This window comes from Bradyrhizobium sp. 41S5 (genome assembly GCF_011516665.3).
Taxonomy (GTDB): Bacteria; Pseudomonadota; Alphaproteobacteria; order Rhizobiales; family Xanthobacteraceae; genus Bradyrhizobium; species Bradyrhizobium quebecense.
Genome location: NZ_CP083721.1, coordinates 4,063,529 through 4,082,042, shown reverse-complemented (window position 1 = coordinate 4,082,042; position 18,514 = coordinate 4,063,529). Strand labels below are relative to the sequence as shown.

The 18,514-nt window shown below is 65.6% G+C and carries 18 protein-coding genes; 4 read left to right on the top strand and 14 right to left on the bottom strand.

Features of this window, described 5'->3' with window-relative positions:
* Positions 1-3: 3 nt before the first annotated feature.
* From HAP47_RS19375 to epmA, 3 genes are read right to left on the bottom strand one after another with little or no spacing between them, the layout of a single operon-like run.
* A complete protein-coding gene (locus HAP47_RS19375; RefSeq protein WP_231168933.1) occupies positions 4-255 on the bottom strand; it encodes a hypothetical protein in 252 nt (83 codons plus the stop codon).
* Positions 224-1,315: a lysine-2,3-aminomutase-like protein gene (locus tag HAP47_RS19370; RefSeq protein WP_173643400.1), complete on the bottom strand. Its 1,092-nt coding sequence runs from the start codon at positions 1,313-1,315 to the stop codon at positions 224-226. Before HAP47_RS19370 ends, HAP47_RS19375 begins: the two co-directional genes overlap by 32 nt.
* A complete protein-coding gene (epmA, locus tag HAP47_RS19365) occupies positions 1,312-2,364 on the bottom strand; it encodes an EF-P lysine aminoacylase EpmA (protein WP_173643399.1) in 1,053 nt (350 codons plus the stop codon). The genes HAP47_RS19370 and epmA overlap by 4 nt, the downstream gene beginning before the upstream one ends.
* 524 nt (positions 2,365-2,888) lie before the next feature.
* Here epmA and efp point away from each other — a divergent pair.
* Both efp and HAP47_RS19355 read left to right on the top strand, forming a co-directional pair.
* Positions 2,889-3,455, top strand: coding sequence for an elongation factor P (efp, locus tag HAP47_RS19360; protein WP_173643398.1), 567 nt, complete (start codon positions 2,889-2,891; stop codon positions 3,453-3,455).
* 152 nt (positions 3,456-3,607) lie between these two features.
* Positions 3,608-5,194, top strand: coding sequence for a M23 family peptidase (locus HAP47_RS19355; RefSeq protein WP_173643397.1), 1,587 nt, complete (start codon positions 3,608-3,610; stop codon positions 5,192-5,194).
* Between the two features lie 369 nt (positions 5,195-5,563).
* Here the strand turns inward: HAP47_RS19355 and HAP47_RS19350 are convergent, their stop codons facing one another.
* From HAP47_RS19350 to HAP47_RS19335, 4 genes are all read right to left on the bottom strand, one after another.
* Positions 5,564-5,986, bottom strand: coding sequence for a chorismate mutase (locus tag HAP47_RS19350; protein WP_173643396.1), 423 nt, complete (start codon positions 5,984-5,986; stop codon positions 5,564-5,566).
* Between the two features lie 112 nt (positions 5,987-6,098).
* On the bottom strand, positions 6,099-6,992 hold the full coding sequence (locus HAP47_RS19345; RefSeq protein WP_173643395.1) for a dihydrodipicolinate synthase family protein: 894 nt from the start codon (positions 6,990-6,992) through the stop codon (positions 6,099-6,101).
* 185 nt (positions 6,993-7,177) lie between these two features.
* Entirely contained in the window at positions 7,178-7,684 is a 507-nt protein-coding gene (locus HAP47_RS19340; protein ID WP_173643394.1) for a cupin domain-containing protein, read from the bottom strand.
* Positions 7,685-7,727: 43 nt separating this feature from the next.
* Positions 7,728-8,207 (bottom strand): carboxymuconolactone decarboxylase family protein, encoded by a 480-nt coding sequence (locus HAP47_RS19335; RefSeq protein ID WP_173643393.1) that lies wholly within the window; start codon positions 8,205-8,207, stop codon positions 7,728-7,730.
* Between the two features lie 83 nt (positions 8,208-8,290).
* Here HAP47_RS19335 and HAP47_RS19330 point away from each other — a divergent pair, with 83 nt between their 5' ends.
* On the top strand, positions 8,291-8,863 hold the full coding sequence (locus tag HAP47_RS19330) for a MarR family winged helix-turn-helix transcriptional regulator (protein WP_173643392.1): 573 nt from the start codon (positions 8,291-8,293) through the stop codon (positions 8,861-8,863).
* Between the two features lie 111 nt (positions 8,864-8,974).
* Positions 8,975-10,210, top strand: coding sequence for a lytic murein transglycosylase (locus HAP47_RS19325; RefSeq protein ID WP_173643391.1), 1,236 nt, complete (start codon positions 8,975-8,977; stop codon positions 10,208-10,210).
* Between the two features lie 189 nt (positions 10,211-10,399).
* On the opposite strand, the gene HAP47_RS19320 is transcribed toward HAP47_RS19325, so the two are convergent.
* From HAP47_RS19320 to HAP47_RS19290, 7 genes are all read right to left on the bottom strand, one after another.
* Positions 10,400-11,212 carry an SDR family NAD(P)-dependent oxidoreductase gene (locus HAP47_RS19320; RefSeq protein ID WP_173643390.1) on the bottom strand — a complete coding sequence of 271 codons (813 nt, stop codon included), beginning with the start codon at positions 11,210-11,212 and terminating at the stop codon, positions 10,400-10,402.
* An 18-nt stretch (positions 11,213-11,230) separates the two neighbouring features.
* Entirely contained in the window at positions 11,231-13,072 is a 1,842-nt protein-coding gene (recJ, locus tag HAP47_RS19315) for a single-stranded-DNA-specific exonuclease RecJ (RefSeq protein WP_173643389.1), read from the bottom strand.
* A 155-nt stretch (positions 13,073-13,227) separates the two neighbouring features.
* Positions 13,228-13,947, bottom strand: a complete 720-nt coding sequence (locus HAP47_RS19310; RefSeq protein ID WP_173643388.1) for a haloacid dehalogenase type II — start codon at positions 13,945-13,947, stop codon at positions 13,228-13,230.
* Between the two features lie 138 nt (positions 13,948-14,085).
* Entirely contained in the window at positions 14,086-15,084 is a 999-nt protein-coding gene (gene glpX, locus HAP47_RS19305; RefSeq protein WP_173643387.1) for a class II fructose-bisphosphatase, read from the bottom strand.
* Positions 15,085-15,164: 80 nt separating this feature from the next.
* Positions 15,165-16,484, bottom strand: a complete 1,320-nt coding sequence (locus HAP47_RS19300) for a homoserine dehydrogenase (RefSeq protein WP_173643386.1) — start codon at positions 16,482-16,484, stop codon at positions 15,165-15,167.
* A 38-nt stretch (positions 16,485-16,522) separates the two neighbouring features.
* Positions 16,523-17,743, bottom strand: a complete 1,221-nt coding sequence (locus HAP47_RS19295; protein ID WP_173643385.1) for an LL-diaminopimelate aminotransferase — start codon at positions 17,741-17,743, stop codon at positions 16,523-16,525.
* Positions 17,744-17,958: 215 nt separating this feature from the next.
* Positions 17,959-18,246: a hypothetical protein gene (locus HAP47_RS19290; protein WP_173643384.1), complete on the bottom strand. Its 288-nt coding sequence runs from the start codon at positions 18,244-18,246 to the stop codon at positions 17,959-17,961.
* Between the last annotated feature and the right edge of the window lie 268 nt (positions 18,247-18,514).

Sequence of the window (18,514 nt, the reverse complement as noted above, 5' to 3'; positions counted from 1 at the left end):
ACCCTATTGCGCCCGTTCCGGCCCCTCGACGGTAGCACAGTTGCGTCGCCCCTGCGCTGCGCAATCCTGAATCTTCCGTATATCGGCCATCGTGCCAAGGAGCCAGATTCCCGCGGCAACCAGCACCACAAAGAAGCCGAACATCACAGCATTTTCGACGCCGCGGCTGCCCTCGTCCTCGGGCGGCGCCTGCCGTCCGTCCCCGGCCCCGCTCATCGCAGGCTCACGGTTGCGGCGGGTAAAGATGAACGTCACCGCAATAATCGACGATACGGTACCGCCGCTCCACCGGATCTTCCCCTTCGCGGGAAGCTGACTGCGACAAATAGGTCGGGCCGATCGGCGCCTTGCCGTAGCCCCCCGGGATGTCGAGCACATAGTCCGGCTGACACAGTCCGGAGATGCGCCCGCGCAACGCCCGCATCAATTCCTGCCCGGCTTCGATCGTGGTGCGCAAATGCGCGGTGCCGGGTGCAAGGTCACCGTGGTGCAGATAATAGGGCTTGATCCGGCACTCGACGAAGGCGCGCATCAGCGCCGCGAGCGTCGCGGCATCGTCATTGACGCCGCGCAGCAGGACGGACTGGCTGACCAACGGGATGCCGGCGTCGGCAAGGCGCGCGCACGCGGCGCGGGCATTGGCGCCCAGTTCGCGCGGATGGTTGGCGTGGATTGCGATCCAGGTCGTCGCCCCGTCGACCCGCAGCGCCGCGGCCATGTCGGAATTGATCCGTTCGGGATCCGCGATCGGAACGCGGCTGTGAAGGCGGATGATCTTCACATGATCGATGCCAGCGAGATCAGCCATGATCTCGGACAACCTGCGCGACGATAGCATCAAGGGATCGCCGCCGGTCAGGATGACTTCCCAGACTTCTTGATGGCTACGGATGTACTCCAGTGCCCCGCGGTAGGCATCGTCGGACAAGGCCGAGGCCTTGCCCGGTCCGACCATTTCGCGCCGGAAACAGAACCGGCAATAGACCGCGCAGACATGGACGAGCTTGAACAACACCCGGTCCGGATAGCGATGCACGATGCCGGCGACCGGCGAATGCGCATCGTCGCCGATCGGATCGGCGTTTTCGCCCGGCTGCTCGACGAGCTCGTCAGCGCTTGGGATGAACTGCCGCGCGATCGGGTCGTTGGCGTCGGCCGGATCAATCAGCGCCGTGAGCTCCGGCGTCACCGCGACCGCGTAGCGCGCAGCCACCTGTTCGAGCTCGGCAAGGGCTGCGACCGGCACGAGGCCGGCATCGGCCAGCTCGCGCGGCTGGCGCAGCGTTGCCGCCAGTTTCGGATCGATCCTGTTCATGGCTCTCCTGCAGGCGGCGTCCAGACCACCTGGTCAATTCGTGGCGCGCCGCTCGCCAGCATCACCAGCCGATCGAAACCGAGCGCGACGCCGCTCGCCTCGGGCATCTGGCCGATGGCGGCAAGGAAATCGTCGTCGAGCGGATAGCGCTCGCCGTAACGGCGGGCCTTCTCGTCCATGGCTGCGGTGAAACGATGGCGCTGCTCGGCTGCGTCGATCAACTCGCCAAAGCCGTTGGCGAGCTCGACCCCGCAGGCGTAGACCTCGAAGCGCTCGGCGACATCAGGTTCGCCCGCCTTGGTGCGTGCCAGCGCGGCCTCCGGCGACGGGTACTCGAACAGCACAGTCAGGCGGCCCTGTCCGAGATTGGGCTCGACATGCTGGACCAGCACCTTGCTGAAAATGTCCGACCAGGTGTCGTCGTCGGCGATCCGCACCCGCTCTCGCGCGGCCGACGCCAGCGCCGCGCGATCGCCCTCGCCGCCCGAGATCGTCGCCAGCAGGTCGATGCCGGCGAAGCGTTCGAAACCTGCGGCAACCGTCAGCAACTCCGGCTCGGCAAAGGGATCGGCGATCTTGCCGCGGAAGGAGAACCGCGCGATCCCGGTCGCCTGCGCTGCATGGGCGATGACGACGATCGTGTCGGCCATGATGGCGTCGTAACCGGCATTGGCGCGGTACCATTCCAGCATGGTGAATTCGGGCAAATGGAGGTCGCCGCGCTCACGATCGCGGAACACCCGCGCGAACTCGTAGATCCTGGGCTCGCCGGCCGCGAGCAGCTTCTTGCAGGCGAACTCGGGCGAGGTGCGCAGATAGCGTGGCGCCGGTGTGCCGTCGGCCTGCCTGAGCTCAGTACGGGGGGCGTGCAAATGGGTCTCGTTACCCGGCGAGATCTGCAGGATGGCGGTCTCGACCTCGGCAAAGCCCTGCTCCTCGAACCACGCCCGGAGCGCCCGCGTGATCGCGGTCCGCGCCTGTAGGAATGGCCTGCGATCAGCGTAGCGTGACGGCGTCCACCAGGGCGACGGCTGGTCATGGGCTGTCATCGGCCGGCCGATCCAACGGTTACGGATTCAACATCAACAAGCCACCGCCCCAATTTAAGAGCCGGGCGCAAATCCTTGATTCCATACAAATACATGGTCGAGATGACCTTGGTCGCAGCGGAATGCGGCGAAGCGTGTCCCTTCTTGTCGAAAGATGCCGGCATTGTCCATGCGTCGCCACGGCTGAACCTGAACGCCGGCTGACGCGTCCGATCGCCAATTCCGCGGAAGCGGGATGTGGCCGCGGTCGGCTGGTTGCTGCCTCTACGATCTGAAAACGGGCACATTCACGGTTCCGGCAAGTCTTGCCGAACATAACGAGAAGGCCCGAAAAATCCCCGGCAAGGACCCTCATTAGCGGCGCCCCGAAGGCCGTTGCCGGCGGTTGGCAAACTGCCGAATTCGGCCGCAAAAGACTGGCATCTCAGGGACAAATCAGTATGTTGCAGCCCGAAATCGCCGCCACGGCCGAGGGGCTGCCGGTCCGGTTTGCGCCCCCGCTTCTCAAATTCAGGAAAACACCTTTGAAAGTCATCGCCAGTTCCATCCGCAAGGGCAACATCATCGAGCAGGATGGCAAGCTCTATGTGGTCCTCTCCGCCGAAAACATTCATCCCGGCAAGGGCACCCCCGTCAGCCAGATCGAAATGCGCCGCATCGGCGACGGCGTGAAGGTGTCGGAGCGCTACAAGACCACCGACCAGGTCGAGAAGGCCACCGTCGAGGATCACAACTACAACTACCTCTATGAGGACGCCGACGGCTTCCACTTCATGAACAACGACAACTACGATCAGGTCCAGGTCTCCAAGGAGATCGTCGGTTCATCTGCGCCGTATCTGCAGGAGAACATGACCGTGAAGCTGTCGATGCACGAGGGCAATCCGGTCGCGATCCAGCTGCCCCAGCGCGTGACGCTCGAAGTGGTCGAGACCGAGCCCGTGACCAAGGGGCAGACCGCCTCCTCGTCGTACAAGCCCGCGATGCTGTCCAACGGCATCCGCACTGGCGTGCCGCCGCACGTTTCCACCGGCACGCGCATCGTCGTGATGACCGAGGACGGCTCCTACGTTGAACGCGCCAAGGATTGAGCGGCCAAGGATTGAGGGGCCAGGCGCGGTCACAGTCGTAATGAAATCGCGCATCAGGTTGTTGTTTAACCTCAAACTTTCCGGAAAACTGCTACACACTTTTCCGGAACTTGCTCTAATCTCTCGCGATCAGACATGACCCGGGGAGTGCAGTGAACAGGAAGGTCGTCAGCTTCTTCAGTTGCTGGCTGGCAGCCCTGCTCTTGCCTCCTCCCGGCGCTCATGCCGACGAATTCCGGACGCCTTCGATCTCGGCCATGCGGGTCGAATGGCGCTCGATGCTCGACCAGCTCCGGCAAGAGATCACCACCCGCCCGGCCATCGCCTCCAGCTTCACATTCGCCGGACAGCGTCGCGTCCCGGCCACCGATCCGCGCGCGACGCCCGCGCTGGTGCAGCTGAACGCGGTGACATCGCCGCTGTTCCCCGGCATTGCGCAGAGCCCGATCCCGGTGCTGCTGCCTTTCGACCCCGCAAGCTATCTCGACGCACGACAGAGCGGCGCACCGGACAGCCTGCCGGTCGCGCGCTACCAGGCCGACTTCCGCGCGGCCGATGTCTTCCATGCCGGCGCGTCCGGCTATGACGCGGTGTTCTCGCTCGACCCGGGCGCAGGCGATGGCATGCCGCCGCGGACCTTTGCCAAACCGGTCGAAGTGCAGATCTCGGGCTCGATCCTGGTCTACGACCTCGCCGACCGGCTCGGCGGCAAGGGCGAACCGGTCAAGACGCTGGCCGCGCAGTTTCCGGACCTGCGCCGCTTCATCCGTGAAGGCTATGTGCGCTATGCTTTCACCCGCTTCGGGATTCCCTATGTCGTTTCGATCCAGTGCCTCGACAGCGCGCCGCGGCCGAAGCGGCTGGCGTGCCGCGAGGCCTATCCGGTGGCCGAGCGCTTCCTGAAGGCGTTGCGCGTCGCCGGCGGGCAACCGTCGCGGCCGCGCAGCGACATCGCCTCCGACATCGCCGAGCGGCCGAGCGCGCAATCGGCGGACTTCACCTACCGCCCGAGCGGCGACATCGTCGCGGGCAGCGGCAGACGCAGGCAGCAGGGCGGCCACGCCGACTTCACGGTGTACTCGCAGATCCGCTTTCCGCTCGAGAAAGCACCGGCCTTCGCACACTCGCAATCCTTCGCCAGGCGCAAGGCGGGCGCGACGATCGACGAGTATCCCTGGCAGGACAATTTCTGCGAAGCGCGCAGTTTCGAGGTCGGCCAATGCGCCAGCGGCTACGGCCATCAGGGCCAGGATGTCAGGCCCGGTGCGTGTCCGGCCGACAGCAAGGACGGTTGCGACCCCAGGCAGCAGGCGGTCGTTGCGGTGCGCGACAGTATCGTGATCCGCTCGGCGCAGCAGCAGGCCGCGACATTGCAGGTCAACACGCGCACCGAGCACGTCCGCTTCCGGTACATGCACATGAACCCGTCCGTGATGGATGCCGACGGCCTGCTCAACGGACGCCGCCTCAGCGAGGGCGAGAAGATCGGCGTGGTCTCGAACTATCTCGACCATCCCAACGGCACGTCACGGCATCTGCATTTCGACGTGCAGGTGTTCACGCGCGACGGCTGGCTCTGGGTCAATCCCTACACCACGCTGGTGTCGGCCTATGAGCGGCTGATCCGCGGTCGCGGCCGCGAGATCGGACCGGAGCCCGGACCTGCGGCCGCGGTGGCCCATGCCCTGCCCGACGACGTCGTGCATCGCATCGACACCCAGGAAGGCGGCGGCAATTAGGGCGCGCGAAGTGGAGACCGCGGTTCGGGCGCACGCCAGAATATCGAAAACAACCCCATGCAAAGGTGCCGACGGCTGCCGTCGTTCGACACGACAACTTGACACGTCGGGCAAATCAGCAGCATTATTCCATTATTCCGAAATCATGCAAACGCCGCTTGGCCCCGGGGCCGTGGCGCTCCGCGCCACATCGGTCGCGTCATTGCGCGGATGGGAAGCTGCACCGTGTTGCGATAGGCCGAATTGCCGATCACGAGCGCAGCGCGCCGATCGACAAACGCGAGGATCGATGCGGCCATAAAGCCGGGGACGAACGTCGCGCCCGCGAGCACGCGCCGAAAGGGAGGTCGTATCGTGAGCCGCGTCCGCCTACTTCTTCCAGGGGGCATCGCCGCGTGCCGCAGCGTCCGCGAAAATGCCCTGCTCGTAGTCGATGAAGGCGCGCACCATCGCTCGATAGGCGACTTCCGCAACCTTGGGCGACAGCCCGTCCGCTTCCGCCAGCGCCATCGCCTTCTTCACCACCGCCTCGGCGCGCTCCGGTGCCTCGACCTGCGCGGGGTTGGCCTTGAAGCGGGCGGCTTCATGGACGTAGCGGCCGCGCTCAGCCATCAGGCGCACGATCTCGCGGTCGAGCCGGTCGATATTGCTACGCACCTCGCCAAGCGTCTTGCAGCAGGCGCCGTTGTCGACGGTGGGACTGCCCCAAAACGCCGGCGCATTGGTCGCGGGCTCCTCGGCCCACGCTACGGCGGGGATCAGAAACGTCAACAGAACCACCGGCAATCGCATCGAACGCCTCCCAGTCAGCGAGCACGCCTGTCGATGGTTATGCCGATTTTGCGCGCGGATGGAAGCCAGGATGGCGATGGAACGAATTCCGTCGCGAACCTGATGGATGCGATCAACCGATCTCCATTCCAGCCAACACCTCACTGACCTTCTTCTGGGCGTCCGGGGGCAACGGCAGGATCGGACGCGGAGGCTCGGCCGCGCAGATCCCTCTGAGATTGGCGATCGCGTAGGTGACCCGCAGGCTCGAAAATGTCTTGAACAGCTGCCAGACCGGTTGCAGCCGCGCGTCGAGTTGCCGCGCGCTGGCGGCGTCTCCACTTGCGACGGCACGGACGATGTCGACGCAGACCTTGGGAAAAACTCCTGCGAGAACGCTGTACCAGGTCTCGCCGCCCGCCAGCAGCGCCTCGGTGCAATTCCAGTCCGCGCTGTACCCCAACGAGAAGCCGCTCGGCACGACAGCGCGCAATTCGGCGATGTGGCCCGGCACCGCGGCAGCGTCCAGCGCGGGGCTCTTCACCGCCAGGATTCCCGCAACATGACTCAAGCGGCCGACCAGAGCCGGCGTGAATCGAAAATGCGTCGTGCCCGGATTGTCGTAGATGCAGATCGGCAATCCGCTTTCACGCGCCACCGTTTGAAAGTGCTCGAACACCTCATCATCGGTCAGCGGCGTATAGGAGACCGGCGCCAGCAGGCCTGCCGCGGCGCCGGCATCGCGTGCATCCTGCGCCAGTTTCACCGCCTCATCGCTGCGCAGCGCGCCGACGCCGACCAGGATCGGCGTCTTGCCACCTGCCAGGGCGGCAGCCACCTGCACGGCACGCCGCCGCTCATCGCGGCTGAAATACGGATATGAGCCGGTGCTTCCGAGCAGACCGATCGAATCCACCTTTGCCGCGATCAAGGGCTCCAGCAATGCGCGAAGCGCTCCCGCATCGACCTCCCCATCTCGATTCGAGGGCGTGATCGGGAAGGCGGAAAGCCCCTTGAGATTGACCATCGGTCGCTCCTGTTCGGTGACCGCCGCGCGAGCGGCGAAATCGCATTGCAGCCGTAGCCGCCGCGCCATCAATCACCGCGCTCGATTCCGCTTGCAAGGTCCAGTTTGCTGCGGACTTCACGGCAAACTGGTCCAGCGCTCGACGGCGCGCGCGATCTGCGGAATTGGGCCGACTTCGATGACGGCTATTCCAGCATCGTGGTCAGCTGCGCGCCTTCGTCCGCGACGAACACCGCGATCAGTTCCGCCGGCTCCGTGGTGCTCGCATTGGCCGAGACCATGTGGGTCGAGCCCGGCGGCTCGAAGAAGGACTGGCCGACCTTGAAGGTCTCGACCGGCCCGCCGCCGAGCTGGGAACGGATCTCGCCCTTGGTGATGTAGGCCGTCACCGTACCGGAATGGCGGTGCGGCGGCGTGAAGCCACCGGGACCGTAGAACACGCGCACGACGGTGACACGCTTGCCTGGTACGTTGGGCAGCGCGTGCGAGGTAATGACCTCGACCTTGTCGAGCGGCGACGCCGCGTTGGCACTCGCGCAGAGCGGCGCGATCACCGCGGAGATCGCATCCATCGGGGTCGGCAGCGCCTTGCCGATCACGAAGGCGCAGGCCAGCCCCGCGACCACGGCCAGCGAAACCGGCCGCGGCGGCCGCGCGAATGGAAGAGAGGGTGTCATCGTCATCGAGCTCATCGTTCGTCTCCCCTGGTCAGTTGCCGTTTCTTCGGTCTCGGCGTTACGAAGCCGCTGCGTCCGCCTTCTGCCGACGCGGCGGCGGGGTCCAGCGATAGGCAGCGCCGAACCGGTTCCAGACATTGATCGATGCGATCGCCGAAGTCAGATAGGTCAGCTCCTGCTCGGAGAATTCAGCGGTGACCGCGGCATAGATTTCGTCGCTGACGCCGTTCGGCATGGTCGTCAGCGCTTCGGTCCAGACCAGCGCCGCGCGCTCGCGCGCCGAGAACTGCGGCGCCTCGCGCCACACCACGACGAGGTTCAGCTTGTCTGTGGGCACGCCGAGGCTCTCGCCTTGCAGGATGTGATACTGCACGCAGAAGGCGCAGCCGTTGATCTGCGAGGCGCGCAGCTTGACGAGCTCCAGCAGTTGCTTGTCGAGGCCGGCCTTGGCGGCAAACTGCCCGAGCGCGCGGACGGCGGCGAACACGTCAGGGGCGAGCTTCTCGAAGTCGGTGTATTCCTTACGGGCATGTGACATTGGCCTGGCCTCATGTTATCAGTGTACTGACATATTATCAGGGCTCTGATATTGGACAAGACGCAGACATTGGCGGCGGCAACATGGCGGGAATGCAGAAACGCGGGAAATCAACTGCCGCCGAGCGGCAGCCGACGGGGAAACGGGCGACTGGCAAGGTTGCGATCGGGCCGGGATCGGCTGCAGACACCGTACTCGCCTCCCCGATCCCGCCGCCCGGCGAAGGCAAGCGCGGCGAACGGGGCTATCTCGCCTATCTGCTGCGCCAGGCGCATGCGGCCTCGCGGCTGTCGATGGAGCGCGCGCTCGCGCAGCTCGGCGTCACCTCTCCCCAGTTCGTCGTGCTGACGATGCTGAAAGCCTATCCGGGCCTCTCGGGCGCCGATCTGGCGCGGGTGGCATTGCTAACGCCGCAGACCGTCAGCGTGATCATCCGCAACCTCGAGCGCGACGGCGCGATCCGCAAGACGCCGCATCCGGTCCACGGCCGGGTGCTGCAGTGGACGCTGACCAGCCATGGAACCACACTGCTGGAGAAATGCCGCCACATCGCCCAGGCCCAGGAGAGGCGGCTCGCCGCCAGCCTCGACGCCGGGTCGGAGCAGATTGTCCGGCAATGGCTGTCAAAAATCGCCACAGATTTGCAGGATACCTAGAGCATGCCCCGGAAAAGTGGGAACCGGTTTTCCGAAAAGGGCATGCTCAAATAATGCTCCTGCGGCGGCGTGGCTTTTGGCTCACCCGATCGGCGCCGCTACAGTGGCCCGATGAAACAGCCTGATTCTTTGAAATCCCCTGCCCGCCGCGCCGTCCTGAAGGCGGCGCTCGCGGCAGGCGTAACACTCGGCACTCCGCTCGACGCACTGGCGGCGTCCCCTCCGGGCTTCGACCAATGGCGCGACAATTTTCGTGCCCGCGCGCTAGCAAAAGGCATTTCGGAGGCGACCTGGAATCGCTGCATGGGTCGGGTCGAGCCCGACATGAGCGTGTTCAGGCAGATGCGCAACCAGCCTGAATTCCACGAGCAGATCTGGCAGTACATCAACCGCCGCGTCTCGGACTGGCGCGTCATCCACGGCCGCGAGGCGCTGAAGAAGAACGAGGCGCTGTTCGCCCGGATCGAGCGCGACTTCGGCGTCGAACGCGGCACGCTGCTCGCACTGTGGGGTGTTGAATCTGCCTATGGCGATCCGCTGGTGCAGCAGAACCACATGACGCCGGTGTTTCCCTCGCTTGCTGCGCTCGCCTGGAACGAGCCGCGCCGCAAGGCCTATTGGGAAACCGAGCTGATCAACGCGATGAAGATCGTGCAGCGCGGCTGGAGCACGCCGGAGGAGATGAACGGCTCCTGGGCCGGCGCGATGGGCCATTCGCAGTGGATGCCGGAAGTCTGGCTCAATGTCGGCTTCGACTATGACGGCGACGGCAAGGTCTCGCCATTCGGCCGGCCCGACGATGCACTGGGCTCGACCGCGAAATATCTCGTCAATCGGGGCAAGTGGCGTCGCGGCGAGCACTGGGGCTACGAGGTTCGCGCACCCGGCGGCGGCGCCGGCAGCAGCCGCACCTACGCGGCCTGGGCCGGCGCCGGCGTCGTCAGGGCCGACGGCCAGCCGTTTCCGCAGCCGAACGCGTCAGCGCAGCTCTGGATCCCGGTCGCGGGCGGCCCCGCCTTCCTGCTCGGCCCGAACTTCAATTCGGTGAAGAGCTACAATCCCTCGATGAACTATGCGCTGGCGATCTGCCATCTCGGCGACCGCTGTCTCGGCGGGCCGCCCTTCATCCAGCCGTTCCCCGGCTCGGAGCGGGCGCTGACGCTGGCCGAGGTACAGGAGATGCAGACGCGGCTGACCAAGGCCGGCTTCGACACCGGCGGCACCGACGGCCGCGTCGGCAACGACACCATGAAGGCGATCAAGGATTACCAGACCAGGACCGGCCTGTTGCCCGCCGACGGGTACGGCGGGCTCAAGGTGCTGGCGCGCTTGCGGCAGGGTGGCTAGCTCGCAGCATATACTCCGTGTCGTCCCTACGAAAGCAGGGACCCATAACCACAGATGATGATTGTTGCACGCCGCTGGAACGACAAGTCCCGTTCACAACATCGGCCGCGGAGTATGGGTCCCTGCTTTCGCAGGGACGACGACGGTTGGGATGCAAATGCGCCGCTCAACTCCTCGCAACGACGGAGACTATTTCGGTTGCCGCACCACGCCGCCGGCATTCATGCCGCCGTCGATGACAAGCTCGGAGCCGGTGACGTAGCGCGATGCGTCCGAAGCGAGGTAGAGCACGCCTTGCGCGATCTCGATCGCCTGGCCGGCGCGGCCGAGCGGCGTGGCGAACCTTGCGCGCTCCTCCGGATCGATCGGCGCGTTCTGGCCGGCGCCCGTCGCGCCGGTCGGGATCTTGCCCCAGATCGGTGTGTCGATGATGCCGGGATGCACGGAGTTGACGCGGATGCCGTCGTTCACCTGCGCGCATTCCATCGCGATCGACTTGGCGAACAGCCGCACCGCGCCCTTGGTCGCGCTGTAGCCGGAGAGCGTCGCCGCCCCGCGCAGGCCGGCCAGCGACGACATCATGATGATCGAGCCGCCGCCATGCTTGCGCATCAGCGGCAGGGAATGCTTCACCGACAGGAATACGCCATCGAGATTGATGGCGGTCTGCCGGCGCCAGTCCGCGAGCGACATCTCGACAATCGACGGCGCCCCGATGCCGATGCCGGCGTTGGAGACCATGATATCGAGGCGGCCATAGCGCTTGCCGATGTCGGCGATAACCTCGATCCAGCGCTCCTCGCTGGTGACATCCTGCGGCAGGAAGATCACCTCGCGACCAGCCTTCTTGAGCCGCGCGGCGAGCTCGGGCCCCCTCAACTCGTCGATGTCGGTCGCAACAACCGTCGCGCCTTCCTGCGCGAGCAATTCGACGATCGCCTCGCCGATGCCCGACGCGCCGCCGGTCACCAGCGCGACCTTGCCTTCAACCTGTCCTGCCATGTCCACTCCCAACGTTTCTTATTTGATCACCGCCGGGCCCTGATCCGGTGCCGCGACGTCGAGCACACGGAATTGCACACGTTCGGTGCCTTGCCAACGGTCGACTGCAAGAGAGCCCGCCACGTGCAATTGCTGGCCGCGATTTTGCGTCAAGGCGCTGCCGAGCTTCTGTCCGACCGAGCGGAATGCGATACCGTTGACGATGGAACCATCGCCGGACTTGAAGCGCAGCCGCAAATGCGCCTGCCCGACCTCGTCGGCATAGACCAGCTGATGCGACGGCAGCGCGATCACCGGCTCGGGATTGGCGGCACCGAACGGACCTGCGCGATTGAGCGTCGCGGCGAATTCCGTCGTCACCGCGCGCGCGGTGACTGCGCCATCGATGAACAGCTCGTTCTCGTGGCGCGAGTTGGCGACGTCGGCGGCAAGCGCGCTTTCCAAGTAGGCGCGGAATTCGGCGAGCTTCTCCTTGCGCAGCGTGACGCCGGCGGCCATCGCGTGCCCGCCGCCCTTCATCAGCAGACCGTCGTGCACCGCCTGCCGCACCACCTTGCCGATATCGACGCCGCCGATCGAGCGGCCCGATCCGGTGCCGATGCCGCCCGGCTCGAGCGCGATCGCAAAGGCCGGCCGCGCGAACTTCTCCTTCAGCCGCGCCGCGACGAGCCCGACCACTCCGGGATGCCAGCCTTCCGCCGCGGTGATGATCACCGCGCCCTTGTCCTCAAGGCCGAGCGAGGCCAGCGCCTCGGCTTCGGCCTGCGCCTCGGCCGCCTGCTCGATCACCCGCCGTTCGGCATTGAGGCGATCGAGCTCGGCCGCGATCCGCGCGGCCTCCGAGACATCGCCTTCAAGCAGCAGCCGCACGCCGAGATCGGCGCGCCCGATGCGGCCGCCGGCATTGATGCGCGGGCCCAGCATGAAGCCGAGATGCCAGGCCTCCGGCGGGCCATTGAGCCGCGCCACATCCATCAGCGCGGTGTGGCCGACATGGTCGCGGCGGCGCATCGCGATCAGGCCCTTGGCGACAAAGGCCCGGTTCAGCCCGATCAGCGGCGCCACGTCGGCGACGGTGCCGAGCGCGACGTGATGCAGCACGCTGAGCAGGTCGGGCTCCGGCATCTCGCGGGTCCAGAAGCCGCGCTGGCGCAGCTCGCGGTTCACGGCGACCAATGTGACGAACACCAGGCCGACGGCCGCGAGGTGGCCGAGGCCCGAGAGATCGTCGGGCCGGTTCGGATTCACCAGCGCGTCGACCTCGGGCAACGCATCGCCCGTCTGGTGATGATCGATCACCACGACCGACATGCCGAGCTTCTTGGCTTCCGCCAGCGGCTCGATGCTGGTGGTGCCGCAATCGACCGTGACGAGCAGTGTCGCGCCCTTTGCCGCCAGGGCGCGGACAGCGTCGACGTTCGGACCGTAACCTTCGAAGATGCGGTCGGGAATGTGAATCAGCGGATCCAGCCCGCAATGGCGCAGGTGCCAGGTCAGCAGCGCCGCTGAGGTCGCGCCGTCGACGTCGTAGTCGCCGAAGATCGCGACCTTCTCGCCGCGCACCGCGGCATCCGCGATCCGCTTGGCAGCGGTCTCCATCTCCGTGACCGTGTGGGGATCAGGCATCAGCTTGCGGATGGTCGGATCGAGGAAGTCGGCCACCTCGTCGATCGCGACGCCGCGGCCGGCCAGCACACGCGCCAGCATTTCCGGCAGATTGTGCCGCTGCACGATCGCGAGCGCCCGCGCCGCCCCGCGCGCGTCCAGCCGGTCGCGCCAGAGCTTTCCGGTCAGCGACCGCGCCACGCCGAGGAACGCCTGTGGCGCCTCGACGGGCAGTGCGGATGCGTGGAGCGTCATGATCCCTTCTGGAGCCAGAGCGTTTTCGAGCGAAGTGGGCAGCGGTTCGCGTGACGGCAACACGTCAAAACAAATCTAGGGCTTCGGCTCTAAATCCAATCAGAACCGACGCTTCGGGCAGGAATCGTAGCGCTTCAATGGATAGCAGACCAGTTCTAGCAGCCCATCCGGGTGGCGATTTCCCCGAAATCCTTGGCCACGATGTCCCAGGCACCGGTGGCCTCGAAATCGACTTTCTGCAACGGGCCGTATTCGGTCGGCCGCGCGACGAACGCCGTCTTCAGGCCGTGCTTTTGCGCGTGCTTGAGATCGTAATTGTGGGCTGCAACCATCATCACCTGCTCCGGCGGCAGGCAGAGCAGCTTTGCCGCGCCGAGATAGGTTTCCGGGTCCGGCTTGTAGTGCTCGAACAGTTCGGCCGACATCACGAGGTCCCAGGGCAGGCCTGCGAACTTCGCCATGTTGGTCAGCAGCGCGACGTTGCCGTTCGACAGCGGCGAGATGATGTATCTGGTCTTCAGCCGGGTCAGGCCGGCGACGCTGTCGGGCCACCCGTGCAGGCGATGCCAGCCCAGCGTCAGATGCTGCAGGTCGGCCTCGGTGAGACCCTTGATGTCGAACTGTGCGACCAGCTTCTCCAGCGAGCGGCGGTGAAGCACATCGAGAATGACGTAGCCGTTCTGCGGGTTCTTCCGCACCTCGTCCATCGAGGCCGCATAGACTGCGCGCCAGCCGTCGACCAGCGCCGTCCAGTCGGCCCTGATGCCGCGCGTCTCGCCCCATTTGGTGAAGTCGTTGATCAGGCTGGTGCGCCAGTCGACCACGGTCCCGAACACGTCGAACACCAGTGCCTTGACGCCGGACAGATCGGACATGCTCGTCTCCCCTTGTTGTTCTTGTTGCGTCATTCCGGGGACGCGTATGAGCGCGAACCCGGAAGCTCGAGCTTCCCCGACGCGCAACTGCGCATCTGTGGTTCGATGCTGCGCATCGCCCCGGAACGACAGCCGTCATCAATCCAGGTGGAACTTCTCCAGCTGGCGGTGCTCGGCCTTGATGTAGCGCACGGTGCCGGTGACCGAACGCATCACGACCGTCTCGGTCTCGATCACGTCCTTCTTGAACTTCACGCCCGAGAGCAGCGAGCCGGTGGTGACGCCGGTGGCGGCGAAAAGGCAGTCGCCCCTCGCCAGATCCTCGATGCCGTAGATCATCTTCGGATCGGTGACGCCCATCTTGTGCGCGCGCGCGCGCTTCTCCTCGGTATCGAGGATCAGGCGGCACTGCATCTGGCCGCCGATGCAGCGCAGCGCAACCGCTGCCAGCACGCCCTCGGGCGCGCCGCCGGTGCCGATATACATGTCGACGCCGGTCTCATCGGGCTTGGCGCAATGAATGACACCGGCGACGTCACCGTCGGTGATCAGCTGCACGGCAGCGCCGGTCGAGCGCACGCCGTTGATGATGTCGGCATGGCGCGGACGGTCGAGCACCAGCACGTTGATGGCGCTGGGATCGACGCCCTTGGCCTTGGCGAGCCGGCGGACGTTGTCGGCGGGCGGCGCGTCGAGCTCGATCACGTTCTTGGCGTAGCCCGGGCCGATCGCGATCTTCTGCATGTAGACGTCGGGCGCGTGCAGCAGCGTGCCGCCGTCGGCCATCGCCATGGTGGCGATCGAGCCCGGCATGTTCTTGGCGCACAGCGTGGTGCCTTCGAGCGGGTCGACCGCGATATCGACCTTGGGGCCGGCATTGAGGCCGACCTTCTCGCCGATGAACAGCATCGGCGCCTCGTCGCGCTCGCCCTCGCCGATCACGATGGTGCCCTCGATCGGCAGCTTGTTGAGCTCGCGCCGCATCGCGTCGACCGCGGCCTTGTCTGCGGCCTTTTCCTGGCCGTGGCCGCGCAGCCGCGCGGCCGACACCGCCGCGCGCTCCGTCACGCGCACGATTTCGAGCGTCAGGATGCGCTCGAGCAGCATCTGCGGCGGAACGGAAATATGGGTCGACATCGGCGTACTCCTTAAAGCCTCGGGGACAGGCCAGCCTGCCCGCATCAATCGTCTCACGCCCGACCCGTTCAGGCCATGCGCTAGTTTTTCTCGATCCGGATCACCTGCGGCCGGCCGCTGATGACCTTATCGCGCTGCACTGCGGCGAGCGCACGATGCACCGCATCCTCGCTGGTCGCATAGGTAATCAGAATGACCGGGACCGGTGAAGGTTTTTTGGCCGCACCGTTCACATCGACGCCATCCGGATGCCGTTGCACGATGGACTCCAGAGATATCTTTTGTTCCGCGAGCCGGGTGGCGATTGTTGCGGCAGTGCCTGCAAGATCGCGCGCCATCAGGCGGATGTAATAGCCACCCTCATGGCGTTCCATCGGCGCCTTGGTGGTGTCGCGCAACCGCTCCACCGGACGCCCGAACGGCTTGGCACGAATGCCGCGGGCCACGTCGGCGATGTCGGCGACCACTGCCGAGGCGGTCGCACCGCCGCCGGCGCCGGGCCCGACCAGCGTGATCGGGGGAATTCCCTCGCCGTCGATCGCCACCGCGTTGGTCACGCCCATCACCTGCGCGATCGAGGATGATTTCGGCACCATGGTCGGGTGCACGCGCTGCTCGATGCCCTTTGCCGTGCGCACGGCAACGCCGAGCAGCTTGACGCGGTAGCCGAGTTCCGCGGCGGCCTTGAGGTCTTCCGGCGTGATCGAGGAGATGCCTTCGACATAGACCGCGCTTTCCGCGACCTTGGTTCCGAAAGCGAGGCTCGCCAGGATCGCAAGCTTCTGCGCGGTATCGTGACCATCGACGTCGAATGACGGGTTGGCTTCGGCATAGCCCAGACGCTGGGCGTCCTTCAGGCATTCTTCGAACGACAAACCCTCCTGCTCCATCCGCGTCAGGATGTAATTGCAGGTGCCGTTGAGGATGCCGTAGACGCGGTTGACGCTGGTGCCGGCGAGGCCCTCGCGCAGCGTCTTGATGACCGGGATCGCCGCCCCGACCGCCGCCTCGAAATTCAGCGCACCGCCGTGCTTCTCGGCAGCGGCGGCAAGCCGCAGCCCGTGCTTGGCGATCAGCGCCTTGTTGGCGGTCACGACCGACTTGCCGGCCTTCAGCGCGGTTTCGATCGCGGAAAGCGCGGGATCGCCGGCACCGCCCATCAATTCGACGAAGCAGTCGATATTGGGATCTTCGGCCAGCGCCTGCGGGCTCTTCGCCCAGGCGATGCCGCGCAGGTCGAGGCCCCGCTTCTTGGCTTTCGAGCGCGCGGTGACGGCGACGACGCGGATGCCGCGGCCGCTGCGCTCGGCCAGCGCCCGTCCTTGCGTTTCGATGAGGCGGACGACATCGGCACCGACGGTGCCGAGCCCCGCTATGCCCACGTTCAGGGGTGCGACCATGGATTTAAGGGACCTGGAGATTAAGCAACCTGGAAGGATTAGCGCCGGTTGGCGAGAGGAACGACGTTGTGCAACGTTTCGATGCCGCTTTCAAGGAAGCGGCGTACGCCGCGCGCGGCTTGCCGGATGCGCTGCTCGTTCTCCACCATCGCGATACGGACAAAGCCTTCGCCATGCTCGCCGAACGCGACGCCCGGCGACACCACGACGCCGGATTTCTCCACCATCAGGGTCGCGAACTGCATGCTGCCGACCGCCTCGAACGCCTTGGGCAGCGGCGCCCAGGCGAACATCGAGGCCTGCGGCGGCGGAATGTCCCAGCCGGCGCGGCCAAATGACTCAACCAGCGCGTCGCGGCGCTTGCGGTAAGTGTCGCGCATCTCGCGGATGCAGTCGTCGGGACCGTTCAGCGCGGCGGTCGCCGCGACCTGGACCGGCGTGAAGGCGCCATAATCGAGATAGGATTTGACCCGCGCCAGTGCCGCGATGATGCGCTCATTGCCGACCGCAAAGCCCATGCGCCAGCCGGCCATCGAGAACGTCTTCGACATCGAGGTGAATTCGACGGTCACGTCGAGCGCACCGGGGACCTGCAGCACCGATGGCGGCGGATTGTTCTCGTCGAAATAGACTTCCGCGTAGGCCAGATCGGACAGGATGAAGATGTCGTGCTTCTTCGCGAACGCGACGAGATCCTTGTAGAAGTCGAGGTCCGCGACATAGGCGGTCGGGTTCGACGGATAGCAGACGATCAGTGCGATCGGCTTCGGAATCGAATGCTGGATCGCCCGCTCGACCGCCTCGAAGAACTGCGGCGTCGGCTCCGACGGCACCGAGCGGATCACGCCACCCGCCATCAGGAAGCCGAACGCATGGATCGGGTAGCTCGGATTCGGGCACAGCACGACGTCACCGGGCGCGGTGATCGCCTGCGCAACGTTGGCAAACCCCTCCTTCGAGCCGAGCGTCGCAACCACCTGGGTATCGGGGTTCAGCTTGACGCCGAAGCGGCGCCCATAGTAGGCGGCCTGGGCCTTGCGCAGGCCGTTGATGCCACGGGAGGCGGAGTAGCGGTCGGTCCGCGGCTTGCCCAGCGTCTCCTTGAGCTTCTCGATGACATGGGGCGGGGTCGGTAGGTCCGGGTTCCCCATGCCCATGTCGATGATGTCGGCCCCGGCATTGCGCGCGGCCGCCTTGGCCTGGTTGACCTTTTCAAAGACGTAAGGCGGCAGACGGCGAATGCGGTAAAAATCTTCCATGGGACCCTTGCTCCGACGACCGCGATGCCAGAATCGTCCCCCTTGGTTGACTTGCGGAAGCCGGCTCGGCCTCTTACAGAAATCGCACTGAATCAATGACTTAGGGCGAATTCAGGCGCACGATCGGGGGAGTGCGGCCGGATCTGCGGTTGAATTTGGTTTCTTTTAGCACGGCCACCGGGCGGCGCCAGCGCTGATCGGCCGATCTCGCGCGCTCACTTCCCGCCTTGAGCTGCCGTCGACGCCTGCGCCTGCGCCTGCCGCTCGCGTGCGGCAATCAGCTCCTGCTCGATCTTGGCCTGATCCGCCGGCTTGATCGTCGGATCGGCGCGGTCGGGCGGAATGTCGTGCACCGGAAGGTATCCGTTGGCATCCTTTTGCCGCGCCGGCGCATCGGCCGGCATGGCCATATCGGCAATCGTGCTCGAGCACCCGCTGAGCGCCAGCATCGACGCGAGCAGCGCTGCGGCCGCGAGGCCCCTGTTCATTCGATCGATCGGCATGCGCCGAATTGTCCCCAACAAGCTAGCGCGCACGTCGCACATTGCCGACACGGGTCGCACTGGTACGAGCCTTGCAGCGTCCCTGCTGCATTAATCCTGGCTTTAGCCGTTTCAAACCATTGTCGCCCGAAACGCTTAAAGCGTGAACAACAAATGCGACCCCTGAGGCTTCAATATGACGGAACAAAGATTTTTTATCGCACCGCAACAGAGCGAAACATCGGCTTTTGACTGATTCTTGTTGCCGCACCGCGCGATGACGCCCTCC

Coding starts and splice junctions, on each gene's coding strand:
- HAP47_RS19340 (WP_173643394.1), bottom strand. CDS start 7,684: ATGAGCTCGATGACGATGACACCCTCTCTTCCATTCGCGCGGCCGCCG.
- HAP47_RS19370 (WP_173643400.1), bottom strand. CDS start 1,315: ATGAACAGGATCGATCCGAAACTGGCGGCAACGCTGCGCCAGCCGCGC.
- epmA (WP_173643399.1), bottom strand. CDS start 2,364: ATGACAGCCCATGACCAGCCGTCGCCCTGGTGGACGCCGTCACGCTAC.
- HAP47_RS19330 (WP_173643392.1), top strand. CDS start 8,291: ATGGCGGGAATGCAGAAACGCGGGAAATCAACTGCCGCCGAGCGGCAG.
- recJ (WP_173643389.1), bottom strand. CDS start 13,072: ATGACGCTCCACGCATCCGCACTGCCCGTCGAGGCGCCACAGGCGTTC.
- HAP47_RS19300 (WP_173643386.1), bottom strand. CDS start 16,484: ATGGTCGCACCCCTGAACGTGGGCATAGCGGGGCTCGGCACCGTCGGT.
- HAP47_RS19290 (WP_173643384.1), bottom strand. CDS start 18,246: ATGCCGATCGATCGAATGAACAGGGGCCTCGCGGCCGCAGCGCTGCTC.
- HAP47_RS19345 (WP_173643395.1), bottom strand. CDS start 6,992: ATGGTCAATCTCAAGGGGCTTTCCGCCTTCCCGATCACGCCCTCGAAT.
- HAP47_RS19320 (WP_173643390.1), bottom strand. CDS start 11,212: ATGGCAGGACAGGTTGAAGGCAAGGTCGCGCTGGTGACCGGCGGCGCG.
- HAP47_RS19335 (WP_173643393.1), bottom strand. CDS start 8,207: ATGTCACATGCCCGTAAGGAATACACCGACTTCGAGAAGCTCGCCCCT.
- HAP47_RS19310 (WP_173643388.1), bottom strand. CDS start 13,947: ATGTCCGATCTGTCCGGCGTCAAGGCACTGGTGTTCGACGTGTTCGGG.
- HAP47_RS19350 (WP_173643396.1), bottom strand. CDS start 5,986: ATGCGATTGCCGGTGGTTCTGTTGACGTTTCTGATCCCCGCCGTAGCG.
- glpX (WP_173643387.1), bottom strand. CDS start 15,084: ATGTCGACCCATATTTCCGTTCCGCCGCAGATGCTGCTCGAGCGCATC.
- HAP47_RS19325 (WP_173643391.1), top strand. CDS start 8,975: ATGAAACAGCCTGATTCTTTGAAATCCCCTGCCCGCCGCGCCGTCCTG.
- HAP47_RS19295 (WP_173643385.1), bottom strand. CDS start 17,743: ATGGAAGATTTTTACCGCATTCGCCGTCTGCCGCCTTACGTCTTTGAA.